The 17,402-nt window shown below is 31.5% G+C and carries 18 protein-coding genes; 14 read left to right on the top strand and 4 right to left on the bottom strand.

The window, feature by feature from the left end; genetic code table 11:
- Positions 1 to 3 precede the first annotated feature (3 nt).
- Positions 4 to 981 (bottom strand): DUF1907 domain-containing protein, encoded by a 978-nt coding sequence (locus tag ACTT9R_RS06615; RefSeq protein ID WP_440927216.1) that lies wholly within the window; start codon positions 979 to 981, stop codon positions 4 to 6.
- Positions 982 to 1,069: 88 nt separating this feature from the next.
- Here ACTT9R_RS06615 and ACTT9R_RS06610 point away from each other — a divergent pair, with 88 nt between their 5' ends.
- Genes ACTT9R_RS06610 through ACTT9R_RS06600 form a run of 3 tightly spaced genes read left to right on the top strand, consistent with a single transcriptional unit; the run spans position 1,070 to position 3,896 of the window.
- Positions 1,070 to 2,014, top strand: a complete 945-nt coding sequence (locus ACTT9R_RS06610) for a ketopantoate reductase family protein (protein WP_440927215.1) — start codon at positions 1,070 to 1,072, stop codon at positions 2,012 to 2,014.
- Positions 2,015 to 2,884 carry a 2OG-Fe(II) oxygenase gene (locus ACTT9R_RS06605; protein ID WP_440927214.1) on the top strand — a complete coding sequence of 290 codons (870 nt, stop codon included), beginning with the start codon at positions 2,015 to 2,017 and terminating at the stop codon, positions 2,882 to 2,884.
- A 31-nt stretch (positions 2,885 to 2,915) separates the two neighbouring features.
- Positions 2,916 to 3,896, top strand: coding sequence for a phytanoyl-CoA dioxygenase family protein (locus ACTT9R_RS06600; protein WP_440927213.1), 981 nt, complete (start codon positions 2,916 to 2,918; stop codon positions 3,894 to 3,896).
- Positions 3,897 to 3,898: 2 nt separating this feature from the next.
- On the opposite strand, the gene ACTT9R_RS06595 is transcribed toward ACTT9R_RS06600, so the two are convergent.
- Positions 3,899 to 5,050 (bottom strand): Gfo/Idh/MocA family protein, encoded by a 1,152-nt coding sequence (locus ACTT9R_RS06595; protein WP_440927212.1) that lies wholly within the window; start codon positions 5,048 to 5,050, stop codon positions 3,899 to 3,901.
- Positions 5,050 to 6,105, bottom strand: a complete 1,056-nt coding sequence (locus tag ACTT9R_RS06590) for a sugar phosphate isomerase/epimerase family protein (RefSeq protein ID WP_440927211.1) — start codon at positions 6,103 to 6,105, stop codon at positions 5,050 to 5,052. Before ACTT9R_RS06590 ends, ACTT9R_RS06595 begins: the two co-directional genes overlap by 1 nt.
- Positions 6,106 to 6,221: 116 nt before the next feature.
- On the opposite strand from ACTT9R_RS06590, the gene ACTT9R_RS06585 reads away from it, so the two are divergent.
- The 9 genes from ACTT9R_RS06585 (at position 6,222) to ACTT9R_RS06545 (ending at position 14,365) form a co-directional block, all read left to right on the top strand.
- Positions 6,222 to 7,526 carry an ABC transporter substrate-binding protein gene (locus ACTT9R_RS06585; protein WP_440927210.1) on the top strand — a complete coding sequence of 435 codons (1,305 nt, stop codon included), beginning with the start codon at positions 6,222 to 6,224 and terminating at the stop codon, positions 7,524 to 7,526.
- Positions 7,527 to 7,591: 65 nt separating this feature from the next.
- Complete coding sequence (locus ACTT9R_RS06580) at positions 7,592 to 8,491, top strand: carbohydrate ABC transporter permease (protein ID WP_023854043.1); 900 nt, start codon at positions 7,592 to 7,594, stop codon at positions 8,489 to 8,491.
- The gene (locus tag ACTT9R_RS06575; RefSeq protein WP_440908460.1) at positions 8,491 to 9,435 is read left to right on the top strand and encodes a carbohydrate ABC transporter permease; all 945 of its coding nucleotides are present in this window, start codon (positions 8,491 to 8,493) and stop codon (positions 9,433 to 9,435) included. Before ACTT9R_RS06580 ends, ACTT9R_RS06575 begins: the two co-directional genes overlap by 1 nt.
- 20 nt (positions 9,436 to 9,455) lie before the next feature.
- Positions 9,456 to 9,626, top strand: coding sequence for a hypothetical protein (locus tag ACTT9R_RS06570; RefSeq protein WP_256998244.1), 171 nt, complete (start codon positions 9,456 to 9,458; stop codon positions 9,624 to 9,626).
- 1 nt (position 9,627) lies between these two features.
- Positions 9,628 to 10,710 carry an ABC transporter ATP-binding protein gene (locus tag ACTT9R_RS06565; protein ID WP_440927209.1) on the top strand — a complete coding sequence of 361 codons (1,083 nt, stop codon included), beginning with the start codon at positions 9,628 to 9,630 and terminating at the stop codon, positions 10,708 to 10,710.
- Complete coding sequence (locus tag ACTT9R_RS06560) at positions 10,710 to 11,720, top strand: ABC transporter ATP-binding protein (protein ID WP_440927208.1); 1,011 nt, start codon at positions 10,710 to 10,712, stop codon at positions 11,718 to 11,720. Before ACTT9R_RS06565 ends, ACTT9R_RS06560 begins: the two co-directional genes overlap by 1 nt.
- The gene (gene dhaL, locus ACTT9R_RS06555) at positions 11,710 to 12,339 is read left to right on the top strand and encodes a dihydroxyacetone kinase subunit DhaL (RefSeq protein WP_440927207.1); all 630 of its coding nucleotides are present in this window, start codon (positions 11,710 to 11,712) and stop codon (positions 12,337 to 12,339) included. Before ACTT9R_RS06560 ends, dhaL begins: the two co-directional genes overlap by 11 nt.
- 8 nt (positions 12,340 to 12,347) lie before the next feature.
- Positions 12,348 to 13,340 carry a dihydroxyacetone kinase subunit DhaK gene (gene dhaK / locus ACTT9R_RS06550; protein ID WP_440927206.1) on the top strand — a complete coding sequence of 331 codons (993 nt, stop codon included), beginning with the start codon at positions 12,348 to 12,350 and terminating at the stop codon, positions 13,338 to 13,340.
- Between the two features lie 59 nt (positions 13,341 to 13,399).
- Positions 13,400 to 14,365, top strand: a complete 966-nt coding sequence (locus tag ACTT9R_RS06545; protein ID WP_440927205.1) for a hydroxyacid dehydrogenase — start codon at positions 13,400 to 13,402, stop codon at positions 14,363 to 14,365.
- Between the two features lie 13 nt (positions 14,366 to 14,378).
- Here the strand turns inward: ACTT9R_RS06545 and iolE are convergent, their stop codons facing one another.
- Complete coding sequence (gene iolE / locus ACTT9R_RS06540) at positions 14,379 to 15,281, bottom strand: myo-inosose-2 dehydratase (RefSeq protein ID WP_440927204.1); 903 nt, start codon at positions 15,279 to 15,281, stop codon at positions 14,379 to 14,381.
- 138 nt (positions 15,282 to 15,419) lie between these two features.
- Here iolE and iolG point away from each other — a divergent pair, with 138 nt between their 5' ends.
- Together iolG and ACTT9R_RS06530 are read left to right on the top strand one after the other, a co-directional pair.
- Positions 15,420 to 16,421, top strand: coding sequence for an inositol 2-dehydrogenase (gene iolG, locus ACTT9R_RS06535; RefSeq protein WP_440927203.1), 1,002 nt, complete (start codon positions 15,420 to 15,422; stop codon positions 16,419 to 16,421).
- Between the two features lies 1 nt (position 16,422).
- Positions 16,423 to 17,400, top strand: coding sequence for an aldo/keto reductase (locus ACTT9R_RS06530; protein ID WP_440927202.1), 978 nt, complete (start codon positions 16,423 to 16,425; stop codon positions 17,398 to 17,400).
- Positions 17,401 to 17,402 lie beyond the last annotated feature (2 nt).

Raw genomic sequence — 17,402 nt, 5'->3', positions numbered from 1 at the left:
TTTCTATTCAATAATATTTTTATTTTTTAGTTCTTTATAAATATTGTTTACTCTGTGTACTTCCGTTGCAGTATTGAAATATCCCTCATATTCTATCTCATTTGGTGTAACGTCAAAATGATAATGACCAGCATCTCTATTGTGCTCATAAGAATGAAAGTGAGTATGCTCACCAGACTCTCTTAAATTTAAGTCTCCTCCTGTAGGATCACCAGTCCAAAGAACTGTATAACACTGCAATTTTGGTCCAACCGGCTCATAGAATTGAAGAAAATCCTTAACACATTTCATTTGTTTTGGATCGTAATACTCATGTTTTATATCTTTATAATCAGGCTGAACATGTGATCTTATTTTTCCATCTAAAACTCTAAATACTCCAGAGAGAGACATATGCTCGTTATTTTTAATATTTAAATTTTTTGACAAAGAAGACCTCATTGCTTGAGGTAAAGAACCTTGTTCTCCTTTTCTACCTTTGATTTTTATTTTAATAACTTTTCCTTGTTTACCATCTGTGTAATAAATGTTTCCAAGTCCACCATGTTTTTTTGCAGAATATTTTTCGACAATACATTTTCTATCTGGACTTACTCTTGCAATTATTGATTTAGACTCATCAGTAATTAAATTTTCATTAATAATTAGTTCTCCACAGTGACCGTCTAAACATGACATTGCACCTGATCCAGCTCCTAAGGCATAAGATTTTTCAGAGTCGATCATTTTAGATATTTCTTGGTAGTCAAACTCTGCACCAATAAATTTTGGATCATGCATATAAGGCTCTCCACCAACGTCTATTATTTTTTGATTTCCACTTATTCCTTCAGATGGACAATCCCAATCTCTAAGGTTAGGACAATCTACCACTTCTACTTCAACGTTTTTGAAATTTTCAGTCAATCCTTTTTTTAATGCATCTGAAATATCTTTTAATGAGTAATCTTTAAAAGTTCCTTTTTCTATTTTTAATTGCATGATGTAAATAAGCTATAATTTATTTTGCATAATGTCTATAGATAATATATATAATTTCTATACATAAATAATTTTAAATAAGGTAACGATGATTAATAAAGATTTGAAAGTAGCTGTTCTTGGTGCAGGGGCAATGGGTTGCTTGTTTGGTGGTTTGCTTGCTGAAAAAGGTTTGAATGTAGTTTTAATTGATGTTTGGAAAGAACATGTAGATGCAATTAATAAAGATGGTTTGAAAATGGATGGACATGGTGGTGATAGAGTAATCAAAGTTAAAGCAACCTCAGATCCGTCGTCTTTAGATAAAGTAGACGCTATAATAGTTATGTGTAAAGCTACAGCTTTAGAGCCAGCATTAAACAGTATTAAAAATATCATAGGAGATAAAACAGTATTCATGTCTTTTCAAAATGGTATTGGTCATGAAGCAATTATTCAAGGTATTGTTGGTAATGAAAAAGTAATTGGTGGAACAACAACTCAAGCTTCAAACATTTTAGGACCAGGTCATATAATGAATCATGGTTCGTTACCATCTTGGATTGGTGAGTACGAGGGAGGAATTACTGATCGAATTAAAGAAATAGCAGATACTTTTACAGCACATAATCTTGAAATGATTGCTGCAGAAGATGTAAAGAAAAGAAAATGGATGAAGCTTTTTGCTTTAACAGCAATTGGACCATTATCTGCAATTTTTGATCTTCATCATACTGATTTATATATAAACAATAAAGCAAACGAAGTATCTCGAGGTTTGGGTAAAGAAATAATTTTAGAGACAAGAGAAGTGGCGCTTGCAGATGGAGTTAATGTTTCAGAAGATGAATGCTTATTTATGTTTAATAAAATTGTAGACTCCATGCAAACCAACAAATCTTCAATGGCTTTTGATGTTCAATATAAGAGAAAGACTGAAATAGACTTTATTAGTGGTGCAGTTTCAAAAATAGGAAAAAAACATGGGATTAAAACACCTTTAAACGATCTGATGTATAAAATGATTAAAGTGAAAGAAGGAATGTACAGCTAAATGCTAAGTACAAATAGATTAAAAAAAATCAAAAGTAACTTTCCTGTTTTAGTTGGAAACAATGTTGTTTCAAAAAATATCTGTAATTTATTAATAAAAGAAATCAGTAACTCAAAATCATTTGATGATATGATTATGGGGGGTAGAAGTAGGATTAACAAAGGTTCAAAAAATTTTAATTTATACATCAAAAATTCAGTTAACTCCGCAAAACTTTTTAAGCTTTTTAATAGTAAGTCTTTTTATAAGAAAATTGAAAATCTTTTTACAAAAAATTTTAAGGATGGATCGTGGGTTAATTTATATAAACCACAATCATTTAATCCTAAAAAGTTTACTGTTAAAAAAAAATTAAATTCAACTGAATTAAAAAAAATGTTAGGTAATAATTATACTAATCCTAAAGTAAATTTAGATATAGACTTTTCAGTGTCAAAAGGAGGATATAGATTACGACCTCACAGAGATGATATAACTAGATTATACAATTTCTTAATTTATTTAACCGACATACCAAAAAAAAATGGTGGTTCTCTTACTATCTACAGAAAAAAAGTAAAAAAAAATTTAAGAAAGAGTTTTAGAAGATTTCCAAAAATAACTGAACTCGAAATAGTTAAGTCTTTTACGCCAAAAAAAGGAACTGTCGTTTTTTTTCAATCTACTCCAAATTCTTATCATGGAGTAAAGAGGTTTATAGAAAGAAATTGTCCAAAACGTTTTTTTATTTATGGCAGTTATGCGTTAAATAAACCGGTAATATGGAATTACAAAGGGATCTCATATTATCCACACGTAGTTAGCAACAAAAAAAGAATGCTTACTTCTTTTCATGACGCGAACTATTTAACCACACCACCAAACCATTGAAATTATTTGAATGATAAAATAAATTTTAATAATGAAAAACACTTTTCAAAAAAAATTATATGAGAATGGTTATTTAATTATAAAAAATGTACTTAATTTTGAGAGAGACTTAAAACCAGTTCTTAATGATATGGAATTTGTAATGGATTGTCTCATACAAAAATACACTAAGAGAAAAGAGATTAAAAAAATTCTTAATCTCGATTTTAGAAAAAAATATTCTTTTATTTCTAAACTTAATATCTATGATTTGGATCAATATTTTAATACAAGATTACCGAGAGACCACGTAAAAAAAGATAGCGATTATTTTGCTACACAATCATTGTGGAATTTAATTACTAATAAAAAAATTTTAGATTTAGTAGAAAAAATTTTGGGGAAAGAAATAATGTCAAACCCGGTTCAAAATACTAGAATTAAACAACCTGAAAAAAAATTACCAAAAGGATCAATTCATGACGGTTTAAGTGGAAGAACACCTTGGCATCAAGATGCTGCTGTTTTAAATTCTCGGGGACAAAAATTAACAGATATGGTCACAGTTTGGATTCCTTTTACTAAAACAACGAAGAAGAATGGATGCATGATTACAGTTAAAAAAATTAATAAAATGGGATTATTAAATCATATATCTGGATACAGGGGACAAGTGGAATTAAAAAATAGTGAATTACTTGATAATATGGAGCATATTTATTTGGAAGCAAATATTGGTGATGTAATATTGTTGCACAAACACTCTATACATTGTTCTTTACCAAATAGATCTGACGACTTTAGAATAAGTGCTGACCTAAGATATAATATAGCTGGACAACCTTCAGGTAGAGAACCTCTTCCAAATTTTTATGTGAGAAGTAGAAATAAAAAAAATATTGAAATAAAAAATTTCAAACAGTGGTTGGCTCTTTGGGAAAAAGCCAAAGAAAGTCGTGTTGGGAAATATGCTTTTAAATATCCACTGCCAACTTATAAAACAAATAAAAGAGACTTATCAAAATTAATTTAATTTTATTTATTAAACTTAATCCATTTACTATTGTTTTTGCTTGAATCTAAAACAGTCTCTATAAACTTCATACCTTCGACTCCATCATAAATAGTTGGGTAGCAGTCATCTAACTCGTCATAATGTTCATTTTTTATTTGAGCATTTAATTTTTTAGAAACATCAGTATAAATATTTGCAAAACCCTCCAAATATCCTTCTGGATGACCCGGCGGAACTCTTGTAACGTCGTTAGCTTCTTTATTTGCACTGCCACTACCTCTTGTTATTTTTTCAGTAGGTTTTCCAAATTTTGTATAATACAAATAATTCGGATCTTCTTGTTTCCACTCTAACCCACCATTTTCACCATACACTCTGATTTTAAGATTATTTTCATTACCGACTGCAACTTGACTAGACCATATCGCACCTTTTGCACCGCCTTTAAATCTAAGCATGATTTGTGCATTATCATCTAATTTTCGGCCTTTCACAAAAGTATGAATGTCAGCTGATAACTCATCCAATTCTAACTCAGTTATAAATCTAATAAGATTAAATGCATGAGTACCAATATCTCCTATGCAACCTCCTCCTCCTGATCTTTTAGGATCAGTTCTCCACTCAGCTTGTTTTAAACCAGTATCTTCAGCTTTTGTAGTTAACCAATCTTGAGGATATTCTGCTTGTATAACTCTTATTTTTCCAAGATCACCTTTTTTAATAAGAGATCTTCCATGTCTTACCATTGGGTATCCAGTATAATTATGTGTTAAAGCAAAGATTATCTTTTTATTTTCTATTATATCTTTAAGAGAATTTGCTTCCTCACTTGATAAGGCAAGAGGCTTATCACAAATAATGTGAATACCTTTTTCTGCAAAAATTTTTGCCACTGGCACATGAAGATGATTAGGAGTTACAATAGAAACAACATCTATTCCATCTGAACGATCAGACTCTTTTTCTGCCATTTCCTGATAAGTTTCATATATACGTTCTTTCGACAATCCAAGTTTTCTTCCAGTTTCTTTTGAGTTATTAAAATCAGATGAAAAACACCCTGCTACTAATTCGTAATGACCATCAAGTCTTAGCGCTATTCTGTGAACACCTCCAATAAAAGCGCCCTCTCCTCCGCCAACCATTCCAATACGGATTTTTCTTTGCACTAATTTATACCTAGCATTTTTTTATTAGCTTCAATATCAGCGCCACTTCCTGCAAAATCATCAAATGCTTTTTCTGTAGTGTTGATAATATGATTTTTAATAAATTCAGCTCCTTCTCTTGCACCATCTTCTGGATGTTTTAAACAGCACTCCCATTCAAGAACTGCCCAACCATCATAACCGTATGAAGTAAATTTTGAAAAAATTGATTTAAAATCTACTTGTCCATCACCAAGGGATCTAAATCTACCCGCTCTGTTAACCCAAGATTGAAAACCACCGTAAACTCCTTGTTTTCCAGAAGGATTTAACTCTGCATCTTTAACATGAAACATTTTTATTTTTTCATGATAAATATCTATATGAGCTAAGTAATCTAAATTTTGTAAGACATAATGACTAGGATCATAAAGCATATTGCATCTTTTATGGTTACCAACTTTTTCTAAAAACATTTCAAATGTAATACCATCATGTAGATCTTCTCCTGGATGTATCTCGTAACAGAGATCAACTCCATTTTGATCAAATTGATCGAGAATTGGTTTCCATCGATTTGAAAGCTCATTAAATGCATTTTCAATTAATCCTTCAGGTCTTTGTGGCCAAGGATAAACATAAGGCCAAGCAAGTGCTCCTGAAAAAGTAACATGTCTATCTAGCCCAAGATTTTTTGAGGCCTTAGCTGCCATCATTAATTGATTTACTGCCCACTCTTGTCTTGCTTTTGGATTTCCTCTAACCTCAGGCGCTGCAAATCCATCAAATGCTGTGTCGTAAGCTGGGTGTACTGCAACCAACTGTCCTTGAAGATGTGTTGATAGTTCTGTGATTTCAAGATTATATTTTTTTGTTACGCCTTTGATTTCATCACAATAATCTTTGCTTTCAGACGCTTTCTTCAGATCAATTAATCTAGCATCCCAACTTGGAATTTGAACACCTTTATAACCTAGTGAAGATACCCACTTACAAATATTATCTAAAGAATTGAATGGTGCATCTTCACCTACAAATTGTGCTAGGAAAATTGCAGGACCTTTTATATTGTTCATTATCTCCCCTCTCTCTTTGAATTTTTTAACAATTTATTTATATAAAAAAAATACTAGCAGGCACAACTCATCTTGGGTAGACTATTCTTATCAAAAATAAACTAAGAGGAGATAAAATGAAAAAAATAATGATTTTATTGTTTGTTTCTCTATTTTCGTTCTCTGTAAATTCAAATGCTAAATCTATAACATTAGGATGGGCCGCTTGGGACCCAGCTAATGCTTTGCAAGAGTTAACTAAAGAATTTACTGCTGAAACTGGAATAGAAGTTAACTTTGAGTTTGTACCGTGGCCAAATTTTGCTGACCGTATGTTAAATGAACTTAACAACAAAGGTAAAACATTTGACTTATTAATTGGTGACTCACAATGGATCGGTGCTGGAGCTGTTTATGGGCATTACGTGAAATTGAATGACTTCTTTGATAAAGAGGGAATTTCAATGAGTGATTTCTCGCCAGCTACTGTTTATGCATATTCGACTTGGCCAAAGGGTAGTAAAAATTACTACGCATTACCAGCTATGGGAGATGCATTAGCTTGGGCTTATAGAAAGGACTGGTTTGAAAGACCAGAACTTAAATCAGAGTTCAAAAAGAAACACGGATATGATCTAGGAGTTCCAGCTAACTGGAATCAACTATATGATATGTGTACGTTCTTCCAAGGAAGAGAAATTGATGGTCAAAAAAGATATGGGGCTGCAATTAACACAGAACGTGGATCAGAAGGTATAACAATGGGTGTTACAGCTGCTATGTATGCATGGGGTATGGAATATGAAAATCCTAACAAACCATACGATATGGAAGGATATTTCAATTCACCACAAGCTGTTGAAGCGGTTGAGTTTTATAGAAAGTTATATGAAGACTGTGCACCTCCAGGACACTCTGACGCTTACATGGTTGCAAACTTAGATGCTTACAAATCGGGGCAAGTTGCATTTCAAATGAACTGGTATGCTTTCTGGCCTGGTGTTTCTAAAGAAGACAGTGGTGGAAGAGTTAGTGGTTTCTTTGCAAATCCAAAACAAAATGTTGCAGCTGCAACATTAGGTGGACAAGGGATATCTGTTGTTAAATACTCAGACAAACAAGATCTTGCTCTTGAATACATTAAGTGGTTTGCAAGACCAGATGTACAGCAAAAATGGTGGGATCTAGGTGGGTACTCATGTCATAATGATGTTTTAAATTCACCATCATTTCCAACATCTACTGTTTATGCACAAGGGTTCTTGGACTCAATGGGAATTGTCAAAGATTTTTGGCAAGAACCGACATTCGTTGAGTTAATGCTTCCTATGCAAGAAGCAATTCATGACTATGTTGTTAATGGAAAAGGAACTGCTAAAGAAGCTCTAGATAAAATTATCGAGGAGTGGGTTGAAGTGTTCGAAGCAGACGGAAAACTTTAACATTAATAGTTAAGAAATTAAAAATTAGGGGGGGTTAAACCTCCCCTTTTTTTATTAAAATTCATATGAGCGTTAAAAAAAAATTCAAGGGACTTTCTGATAAAGCTGTAGGTTGGCTTTTTATTGGACCAACTGTACTTTTACTTCTGGCTATTAATATTTATCCATTGGTCTATGCAATCAAAATGTCTTTTACAAATTTTTACGCAAATAAAATTGGAAGAGAACCTCAATTTGTTGGTTTAAAAAATTATATTAAAGTTCTTAATAAAGAAGCCATATGGGAAAAAATGCAAGTTACAGCAAGCTTTATGTTTTGGACTTTGTTACTTCAAGCAATTATAGGCTTAGGTTTAGCTTTACTTCTAAACAGAAAATTTAAAGGTAATGAACTACTTACAACATTAATTGTTTTACCCATGATGTTATCACCTGCAGTAGTAGGGGTATTTTGGACTTATCTTTATAACCCTCAAGTAGGTTTATTTAATTATGTGGTTAATTTTTTTTATGATTTAGGAAGCTTTGACATGATTGGTTCAAGTACGCTTGCTCCTTGGGCTATTGTTATTGTTGATACATGGATGTGGACACCTTTTACAATGTTAATTTGCTTAGCAGGCCTAAGATCTGTTCCAAATTATTTATATGAAGCTGCAGAGGTTGATAGAGCCAGTAAATGGCAGCAATTCATATATATTACTTTGCCTTCCGTTCTACCATTTTTATTACTAGCTCTACTTTTTAGAGGGATTGAGAATTTCAAAATGTTTGACATGGTTGTTGAGCTAACCTCTGGTGGTCCTGGCTCCGCTACAGAGCTTGCTTCAATTAACTTAAAAAGAGAAGCGTTTGAAAAATGGAAAACAGGTTACAGCTCAGCATTTGCTGTTATTCTTTTTGTTACCATATTTGGTTTCGGAAATGTCTATGTAAAAGTAATGAATAAAATAAAGGAACGCTGATGGATACCTCTAGATCATATTTGGAACCTTCGTCTTTTTCAAAAAAAATGGCTGCTGCTATTATTATAGTTTACGCTGTAATTACTTTGATACCAATATCTTGGATGGTAATGACGAGTTTTAAAAATGTTGATAGTGCTATTTCATATCCACCCGAAGTTCTGTTTGAACCATCACTAGAGGGATATGTTAACTTGTTTACTAATAGGTCAAGACAGTCACAAGAATACCTTGATTCATTGCCTCCCCCAAAAAATTGGTATGAAGAACTAGTTAGAAGTAGAGAAATGGTCATAACAGGACCATCAAAATTTTTGGGTAGATACTCAAATTCAATGATAATTGGATTTGGTTCAACATTTGCATCTGTATTTTTAGGAGCATTGGCAGCATATGCATTTTCAAGGTTTAGGGTACCTTTAAAAGATGATTTATTATTTTTTATTCTTTCGACCAGAATGTTTCCCCCAATAGCAGTGGCTGTTCCTATATTTATTATGTATAGAAAATTAGGTCTTGGGGATACTCACCTTGGAATGATCATATTGTATACGGTTGTAAACTTAAGTTTAGCAGTATGGTTATTAAAAGGATTCATGGATGAAATTCCTAAAGAATATGAAGAAGCAGCTATGATTGATGGATATTCTAGACTTCAAGCTTTCTTTAAAGTTGTTCTTCCACAAGCAATGACTGGTATAGCTGCAACAGCAATTTTTTGTATGATTTTTTCATGGAACGAATACGCTTTTGCTGTTTTACTAACCCAATTCAATGCACAAACAGCTCCACCATTTATTCCTACGATCATTGGTGAAGGTGGTCTTGATTGGCCAGCAATTGGTGCGGGAACAACTTTATTTCTTTTACCTGTTATGATTTTTACAATAATTTTAAGAAAACATCTTTTAAGAGGTATTACCTTTGGAGCAGTAAGAAAATAATGCAAGGAGAAAAGTCATTAATGAGAAAAATATTTAGAAGAGTTTACTGGGAAAACTTATCGACGATATTAATTTTAATTGGAGTTTTCATGTTGTTACAACCATTTGCGATGTGGATGTTTACTTATTCATTTATTGTAATTTTAGTAGGAACTATAGGTTTCATAATCACAAGCCACTTTCCGGATTAATATGTCTCAAATTAAAATAGTAAATTTACAAAAATCATTTGGAGATTTTACTGCAGTTAAAAATTCTAATTTAACAATTAATGATAAAGAGTTCTTTGTTTTACTTGGACCCTCTGGTTGTGGAAAAACTACAACACTTCGAATGATTGCAGGATTAGAATTACCTACATCTGGTGAGATATATCTTGGAGATGAAGAGGTTGGAATGTTAAGAGCATCAGAAAGAGATATTGCTTTTGTTTTTCAATTATTTGCTCTCTATCCACACATGAATGTTAGAAACAACTTATCATTTCCCCTAAAAATGCAAGGTTATAAAAAAGGTGATATCAAAAGTAGAGTTGAAGAAGCAGCAAAACTTTTAAGAATTGATCATATTTTAAATTCTAACATTTCCTCTCTTTCAGGTGGAGATAGACAACGTGTAGCTTTAGGCAGAGCACTAGTTAGAAGACCAAAAGCATTTTTAATGGACGAGCCATTGGGGACTTTGGATGCTGAATTTAGAGAATTAATGTGTCTAGAATTAAAAAAACTACATTTAGATATTGGAGCAACTACAGTTTATGTAACACATGATCAGTTAGAAGCAATGTCATTAGCTGACCGAATTGCAGTTATGGATGGTGGTGAAATATTGCAAGCTGATGAGCCTAATATTATTTACAATAAACCTAAAACTAAATTTGTGGCCTCATTTATTGGATCTCCAGGTATGAACTTTTTTGAAGTTAATGAGGGAATTTCTAAAGATCAATCATTTGTAAATATCGAAGGAGCTAAATTTGATATTCCCAAACAACTTGAGGAATCAAGAGGAAGTAAAAATTTCTTTGGTATACGTCCAGAAAATTTAACTTTAAATAATAATGAAGGTCTAAAAGGTTCAGTTTTTGGAGTAGAGTATTTAGGATCAAGAAAAATAATTACAATTAGAACAAGTTTAGGTGAAATTAAAGTTAAAACAGATATTTCTATTAACGTTAAATTGAATGAAAATGTGCAGGTCAAACCTTTAAATAACAATATTATTATTTTTGACGGTCTGACAGACAAGTCTTTAAACAGTGAGTTTATAAAATAATGGCAAAAGTAGAATTAAGAAAATTATTTAAAACTTATAATAAAAAAATTACAGCTTTGGAGGATATAAATCTTACGATTGAAGATGGTCAATTTTTTGTATTACTAGGTCCATCTGGTGCCGGTAAAACTACAACACTAAGATGTATAGCCGGTTTAGAAAAAATTGATTCTGGAGATGTATTATTTGATGATGAAAACATAACTCATGATCAACCTGCTTCAAGAGATGTATCTTTTGTTTTTCAACAATACTCTCTTTATCCTCATTATACCGTTTATGAAAATCTTGCTTTTCCTTTGAGGTCTCCAATGAGAAAACTTCCTGAGGAAGAAATAAAAAATAAAGTAGAGAAAATTGCTGAAATGCTCAAAATTACAAACAAATTAAAAAATAAAGCTACAGAACTTTCTGGTGGAGAAATGCAAAGAGTAGCTATTGGTAGAGCTCTAGTTCGTAAACCAAATATTTATTTGATGGATGAACCACTTTCCTCATTAGATGCTAAACTAAGAGAAACTCTTAGAGTAGAATTAAAAAATATTCAATTAAATCTAAACGCTACTATTTTGTATGTTACACATGATCAGGCTGAAGCAACAACATTAGCAGATAAAATTGGGGTTTTAAAAGAAGGCAAAATTGTTCAGATTGGAACTCCTGAAGAAATTTATGAAAATCCAAATTCAATTTATGTATCTCAAAGATTAGGTTCACCAAAAATAAATATTTTACCTGGTTCTTTGTTTAAACTCGATAACAACATAACAAAAATTGGGCTTAGACCAGAAAATATAGAATTAGGTAATGGGCCATACGAAGGAAAAGTTATTTCTACAGAAAATTTAGGATCAGAGACTGTTGTAGCTATCAATTTTCAAGACAATGAAATATTAGCTTCAATTCAGGGTATCTATAAATCATCAATAAATGAAAAAATTAATTTTGACATTAATACAAATAAAGTTTTAAAATTTGATAACGGGGACCAAAGAATTTATGAGCGTTAATTTTTTAATTTCTCAAGCAAAGAATATTCAAATAGTCATTGATGAAAATGCAGCAGAAATTGAGGCACTAGATCAAAATATTGGAGATGGGGATCATATATTTAACGTGCAAAGAGGTCTTAAGTTAGTAGTTGAGCTTGAAGATGACATTAAAAACCTACCCTTACAAAAAGGGTTAAATATGATTGCTATGAAAGTTTTGTCAGGTATTGGTGGCTCTTCTGGAGCTTTGTTTGGAACTTTCTTTATGTCTATGGCTAAAACACCAGATCTAGATAAAGATATAGATTTTAAAAAAGCATGTGAAATGGTTATAACGGGAATAAATGCAATGAAGGAAAGAGGAAAAGCTGATGTTGGAGAAAAAACAATGATGGATGTTTTAATTCCAGTATCAGAAAAACTTAATGAATTAAAAAGTGGTAATACGGATATGAAAGAAGGGTTAAGTGAGATAACAAAAATTGCCGAAGATAGAATGTTAGCAACAAAAGACATGCTGGCTACCAAAGGTAGAGCTTCATTTTTAGGAGAACGTGCCAAAGGTCATATAGATCCAGGAGCTCGTTCATCACAACTTATAATCGATACAATATGCAAATCACTAATTAATAAATAGGAGGAAATATGAAAAAATTTATAAATAATGTTGATGATTTTTTAAAAGAAAGTCTTAATGGATTTGGTAAAGCACATAGGGATATAATTAAAGTAAATTTTGAGCCAAACTTCATTTCTAGAAAGACAAAAACCAAAGAAGGAAAAGTATCTTTAATTTCAGGTGGAGGAAGTGGACATGAACCGATGCACGGTGGTTTTGTTGGCCATGGAATGCTAGATGCAGCATGTCCAGGTTTTGTTTTTTCAGCGCCTACACCAGATCAAATGCAAGCTGCTGCTGAACATGTGGATAGCGGAGCTGGTGTTTTATTCATAGTTAAAAATTATTCTGGAGATATTATGAATTTTCAAATGGGTGCAGAAATGTACTCAGGTAAAAATGATAGTATCATTACTAATGACGATGTGGCTGTTGAAGACTCTACGTTCACAACTGGTAGAAGAGGTGTGGCTGCAACAGTTTTGGTCGAAAAGATAGTTGGATCACTTGCCGAGAATGGAGGTTCGTTAGAAGAATGTAAAAAACTTGGCGAAAAAGTAAACAAAAACTCAGGAACTATGGGCGTTGCTTTTACTAGTTGCACAGTTCCTGCTGCAGGCAAACCAACTTTTGATATTGGAAATGATGAAATGGAATTTGGAGTAGGTATACACGGTGAACCTGGAAGAAAAAGAGAAAAAATTCAACCATCTAAAACAATAGTAAATAATATGTTGGAAGCTATACTTGATGATTTAAAACCACAAAAAAATGAAAAGACACTTCTTTTTGTAAATGGTATGGGCGGAACCCCACTTACTGAATTATATTTAGTATACGATGATGCTTGTGAAATGTTAAAATCTAAAGGTATTGAAATCACAAGAAATTTAGTTGGTAATTATTGTACATCACTTGAAATGCAAGGAGCATCTATAACACTCCTAAAATGTGATGAGGAAATTTTAAAAAATTGGGATTCACCTGTACATACTGCAGCTATGCGTTGGGGTATGTAAAAAGTAATTTACATTTTAAATTAATTTTCGTATTAGAAAGTTCTTATTAAAACTGAACTATGAGTATTAAAAAAAAAATTTTAATTATTCAGCCTATTCACACTGAGGGTATAAAATTATTAGAAAATAATTCTGATTATGAATTTGAAATAGTGGAAAATACAGATAACGAATTTTTAAAATCTAAGATAAAGGATTGTGATGGTATTTCTATCAGGACTGCAAAACTTACTGGTGAAGTTATAGAAAGCTCAACTAAATTAAAAATTATTTCAAGACATGGTGTTGGTTATGACAATATAGACTTAGAGAGCACTAAAAAAAATAATATCACTCTTGCTATCACAGCAACTGCAAATGCAGTAGCTGTAGCTGAACATGTAATGTTTATGCTGCTAAATATTTCTAAAAAAGGAAATATGTATGATGAAACTGTTAAAAGCGGCAAATTCAATGATCGAAATAAATTACCCAAAACAGTTGAATTGTGGAATAAAAATATATTGATTGCTGGATTTGGTCGTATTGGACAAGCTTTGATAAAAAGATGTCATGGATTTGAAATGAAAGTTTTCGTCTATGATCCATTCGTATCTAAAGAAATAATTGAAAAACACGGTGGTACAAAAGTAGATAGTTTAGAAGATGCCTCGAAAAGCATGGATGCTATATCCCTTCATGTGCCACTTAATGAAAAAACTAAGAATATTATCAATTATGATTTACTAAAAAATATGAAAAAAAATTGCATTATAATCAATGCTGCAAGAGGTGGAGTTATAAATGAAATTGATCTAGATAAAGCTTTAAATGAAAATTTAATTCTTGGAGCTGGTTTAGATGTTTTTGAGATTGAGCCACCTGACTCAGATAATCCTTTACTTAAAAATAATAAAGTTTTTTTAAGTCCACATACCGCTGCATTCACAGAAGAATGCATGACTAGGATGGGAAAAGAAACAATTCAAAATATTATTGATTTTTTTAATGAAAAGCTGGAAAAATCAAAAATTGTTAAATTATAGAATATAAAAATTATTATTTTTTATAAATATTAATTCTACTCTTACTCAGGGTATCTGCCAGATAATTATAACCAATTTTTGCGTATTCAAATGGATTAGCTTTGGCAGGATCTTGTTCTGCTTCAACAACTAGCCACCCTGAATAATTATTTTTTTTTAAAACATCAAATAGAGGCTTATAATCAATGCACCCATCACCTGGGACAGTGAAAGCTCCCTCTAAAAAAGCTTCTCTAAAGCTAAAATCTTCTTTTAAAGATTTCTCTAAAATATCTTTTCTTATATCTTTACAATGAATATGAATTACTCTTTCACCAAAATTTTTTAAAATTTCTAACGAATTTCCTTGTGCAAATAGCATATGACCAGTGTCCAGAGTCAATTTAACAGTATCATCAGTATTTTCTAACAACCTTACTGTATCATCTTGACTTTCTATAACGGTACCCATGTGATGATGGAAAGCAAGTGGCATTCCTTTGTCCTGAAGATATTTTCCCATTTCTGAAATTTTTTCATAATATTTCTTTGACTCTTCTAAATTCATTTTTGGCCTTGTAGACAATTTTTTATTTGGATCTCCTTGAATTGAACCAGATACTTCTGCAAAAACGATACAGGGTGAATTACAATCTTTAAATAATTTTAATTGAGCTTGAATTATAGCTTTTTCTTCATCTACTGTATTTGTTCGTAAATTTGCTCCATACCATCCAGAACAAAGATTTAAATTAAATTTGTTTAAAATCGGAATTAACTCCTCAGATGTTTTAGGAAATTTTCCTCCAAACTCTATTCCTATAAATCCTGCTTGTCTCGCTTCAGATAGACATTGTACTAATGGTGTTTCGCCTCCAAGTTCAGGCATATCATCATTACTCCAGGCTATTGGTGCAACTCCTAATTTTACAGTCATAACTTTATTAATTTTTTATATCAATATTTATTCATAGAATATGGTTTAATTGGCATCAAGAATTTTTTATTTTTAATACTACATTGTTTATTTCCAAAATGTACCTTGATTTTAATTTTAATTCTGTTCTATTTTATTATGCTAAATTTTTCTCTAATAGGTGCAGGTAGAATTGGAAATATGCACGCGAAAATTATAAACGCACACCCAAAAACCAACTTAAAATATGTTTATGATGTTAATTCTAAATTAGCAAATGATGTAGTTAAATTAACTAGCTGTGCAAAAGCCAAATCCCCAGAGCAAGCAATAAATTCAAAAGATATCGATGCAGTTTTAATAGCGTCAGCTACTCCAACTCATACTAAATTTATAACAACTGCAGCAAAATCAGGAAAAGCAATATTCTGTGAAAAGCCAATTGATTTGAATATTAAAAAAGTGAGTCAATGTGAAAAGAATATTAAGAATTATAAAGTACCAATACAGATTGGATTTAATAGGAGATTTGACCTAAGTCATGCAAAAGTTCAAAAAGCTTGTTTAAATAAAGAAATTGGTAATTTGGAAATGGTTGTTATAACAAGTCGTGACCCTCAACCTCCAAGTATGGATTATTTAAAGGCTGCAGGAGGATTTTTCAGAGATGCCACAATTCATGATTTCGATTTAACCAGATTTATTTTAGGAAATGATCCTGTAGTTCAAATTTCAGCATTTGGCGAAGCTCTGTTTGATAAACATGCAAAAAAAATTAAAGATCAAGACACTGCTATGTTTATTTTGAAGTCAAAAAAAGGAGTTTTAATTCATATAAATAATTCGAGAAGAGCTGTATATGGATATGATCAAAGGGTTGAAATCTTTGGAAGCAAAGGAATGGTAATATCAAATAACCAAGTTCCTAATTCAGTTGAAAAGTTCACAAATAAATCAACAAACATAAAAGATCCAATTCATTTTTTTTTTATGGAAAGATATGAACAGGCATACAAAGATCAATTTAATGAATTTGTAAAATGTGTATTAAAAAAAACAAAACCCAAAGTTACATTTGACGATGGAAAGAAAGCGTTAATTATTGCAAATGCTGCATATAAATCTTTGAAAAGTGGAAAAGTTGTTAATATAAAATTTTAACATGAATAGTTTTTCATTAAAAAAAAATAAAATTAAAAATACTGGTGTTGAAGTTACTGAATTAAGCTTTGGTACATCTTCATTAGGAAGTATGCCAGATACTTATGGATATGAAGTTTCAGAAGAAAGAGCTTTAGAAACTCTGAGTAGATTTTTTGAAGGGCCAGTAAATATGCTTGATACATCAAGAAATTATGCAATGGGAGAGAGTGAAAAAAGAATTGGCAGCGCTATTAAAAAAATAGGAGGTTGGCCAAAAAACTTTGTTTTATCAACTAAAATTGATAGAGATATGAAAACACTTGTTCTAGACAAAAAAAGAACCAGAGAATCTATTGAGGAGAGTTTAAAAACAATGTCAGTGGATAAAGTAGACTTACTTTTTCTTCACGATCCTGAATATGTGAAAGATATTAATGATATTAAAAAAAAGGACGGTGCATTTGATGAATTATTTAAGCTAAAGGAGGAAGGACTAACAAAAGCTGTAGGCTTAGCCATGGGAAAAATAGACATAATGTTTCCGATGATTAAAAATTGGGATTTTGATGTTTTAATAAATCATAATAGGTATACATTGCTTAACAGAGAAGCTAACGACATGTACGATTATGCTTACAGTAAAAATATAGCTATAATAAATGCTGCTCCCTATGCAGGAGGGGTTTTAGCTAAGGGACCTAGTAATTTCAAAAAAATAACTTACCAAGATGTTTCTGAGGAAAAATTAGCACCAGCTAGAGAAATTGAGAAAATTTGTAAAAATTATAATATTGAAATTGGAGCGGCAGCATTACAATTTTCAATGAGAGATAAAAGAATAACATCAACTCTCTGTGGTGTAACTAGTGTACAAAGTATTGAAAAAAACCTTGAATGGGCAAATTTAAATATTCCAAATCAATTTTGGTATGAGATTCTTAACTTACCATATTCAAGCAGAGATCCTGAGGCTGAGAGAATTTATACACCAGGCTAGTA

It is taken from the genome of Candidatus Pelagibacter sp., from assembly GCF_052049835.1.
Classification (GTDB): domain Bacteria; phylum Pseudomonadota; class Alphaproteobacteria; order Pelagibacterales; family Pelagibacteraceae; genus Pelagibacter.
This window is presented reverse-complemented; position numbering and strand designations above follow the sequence as displayed.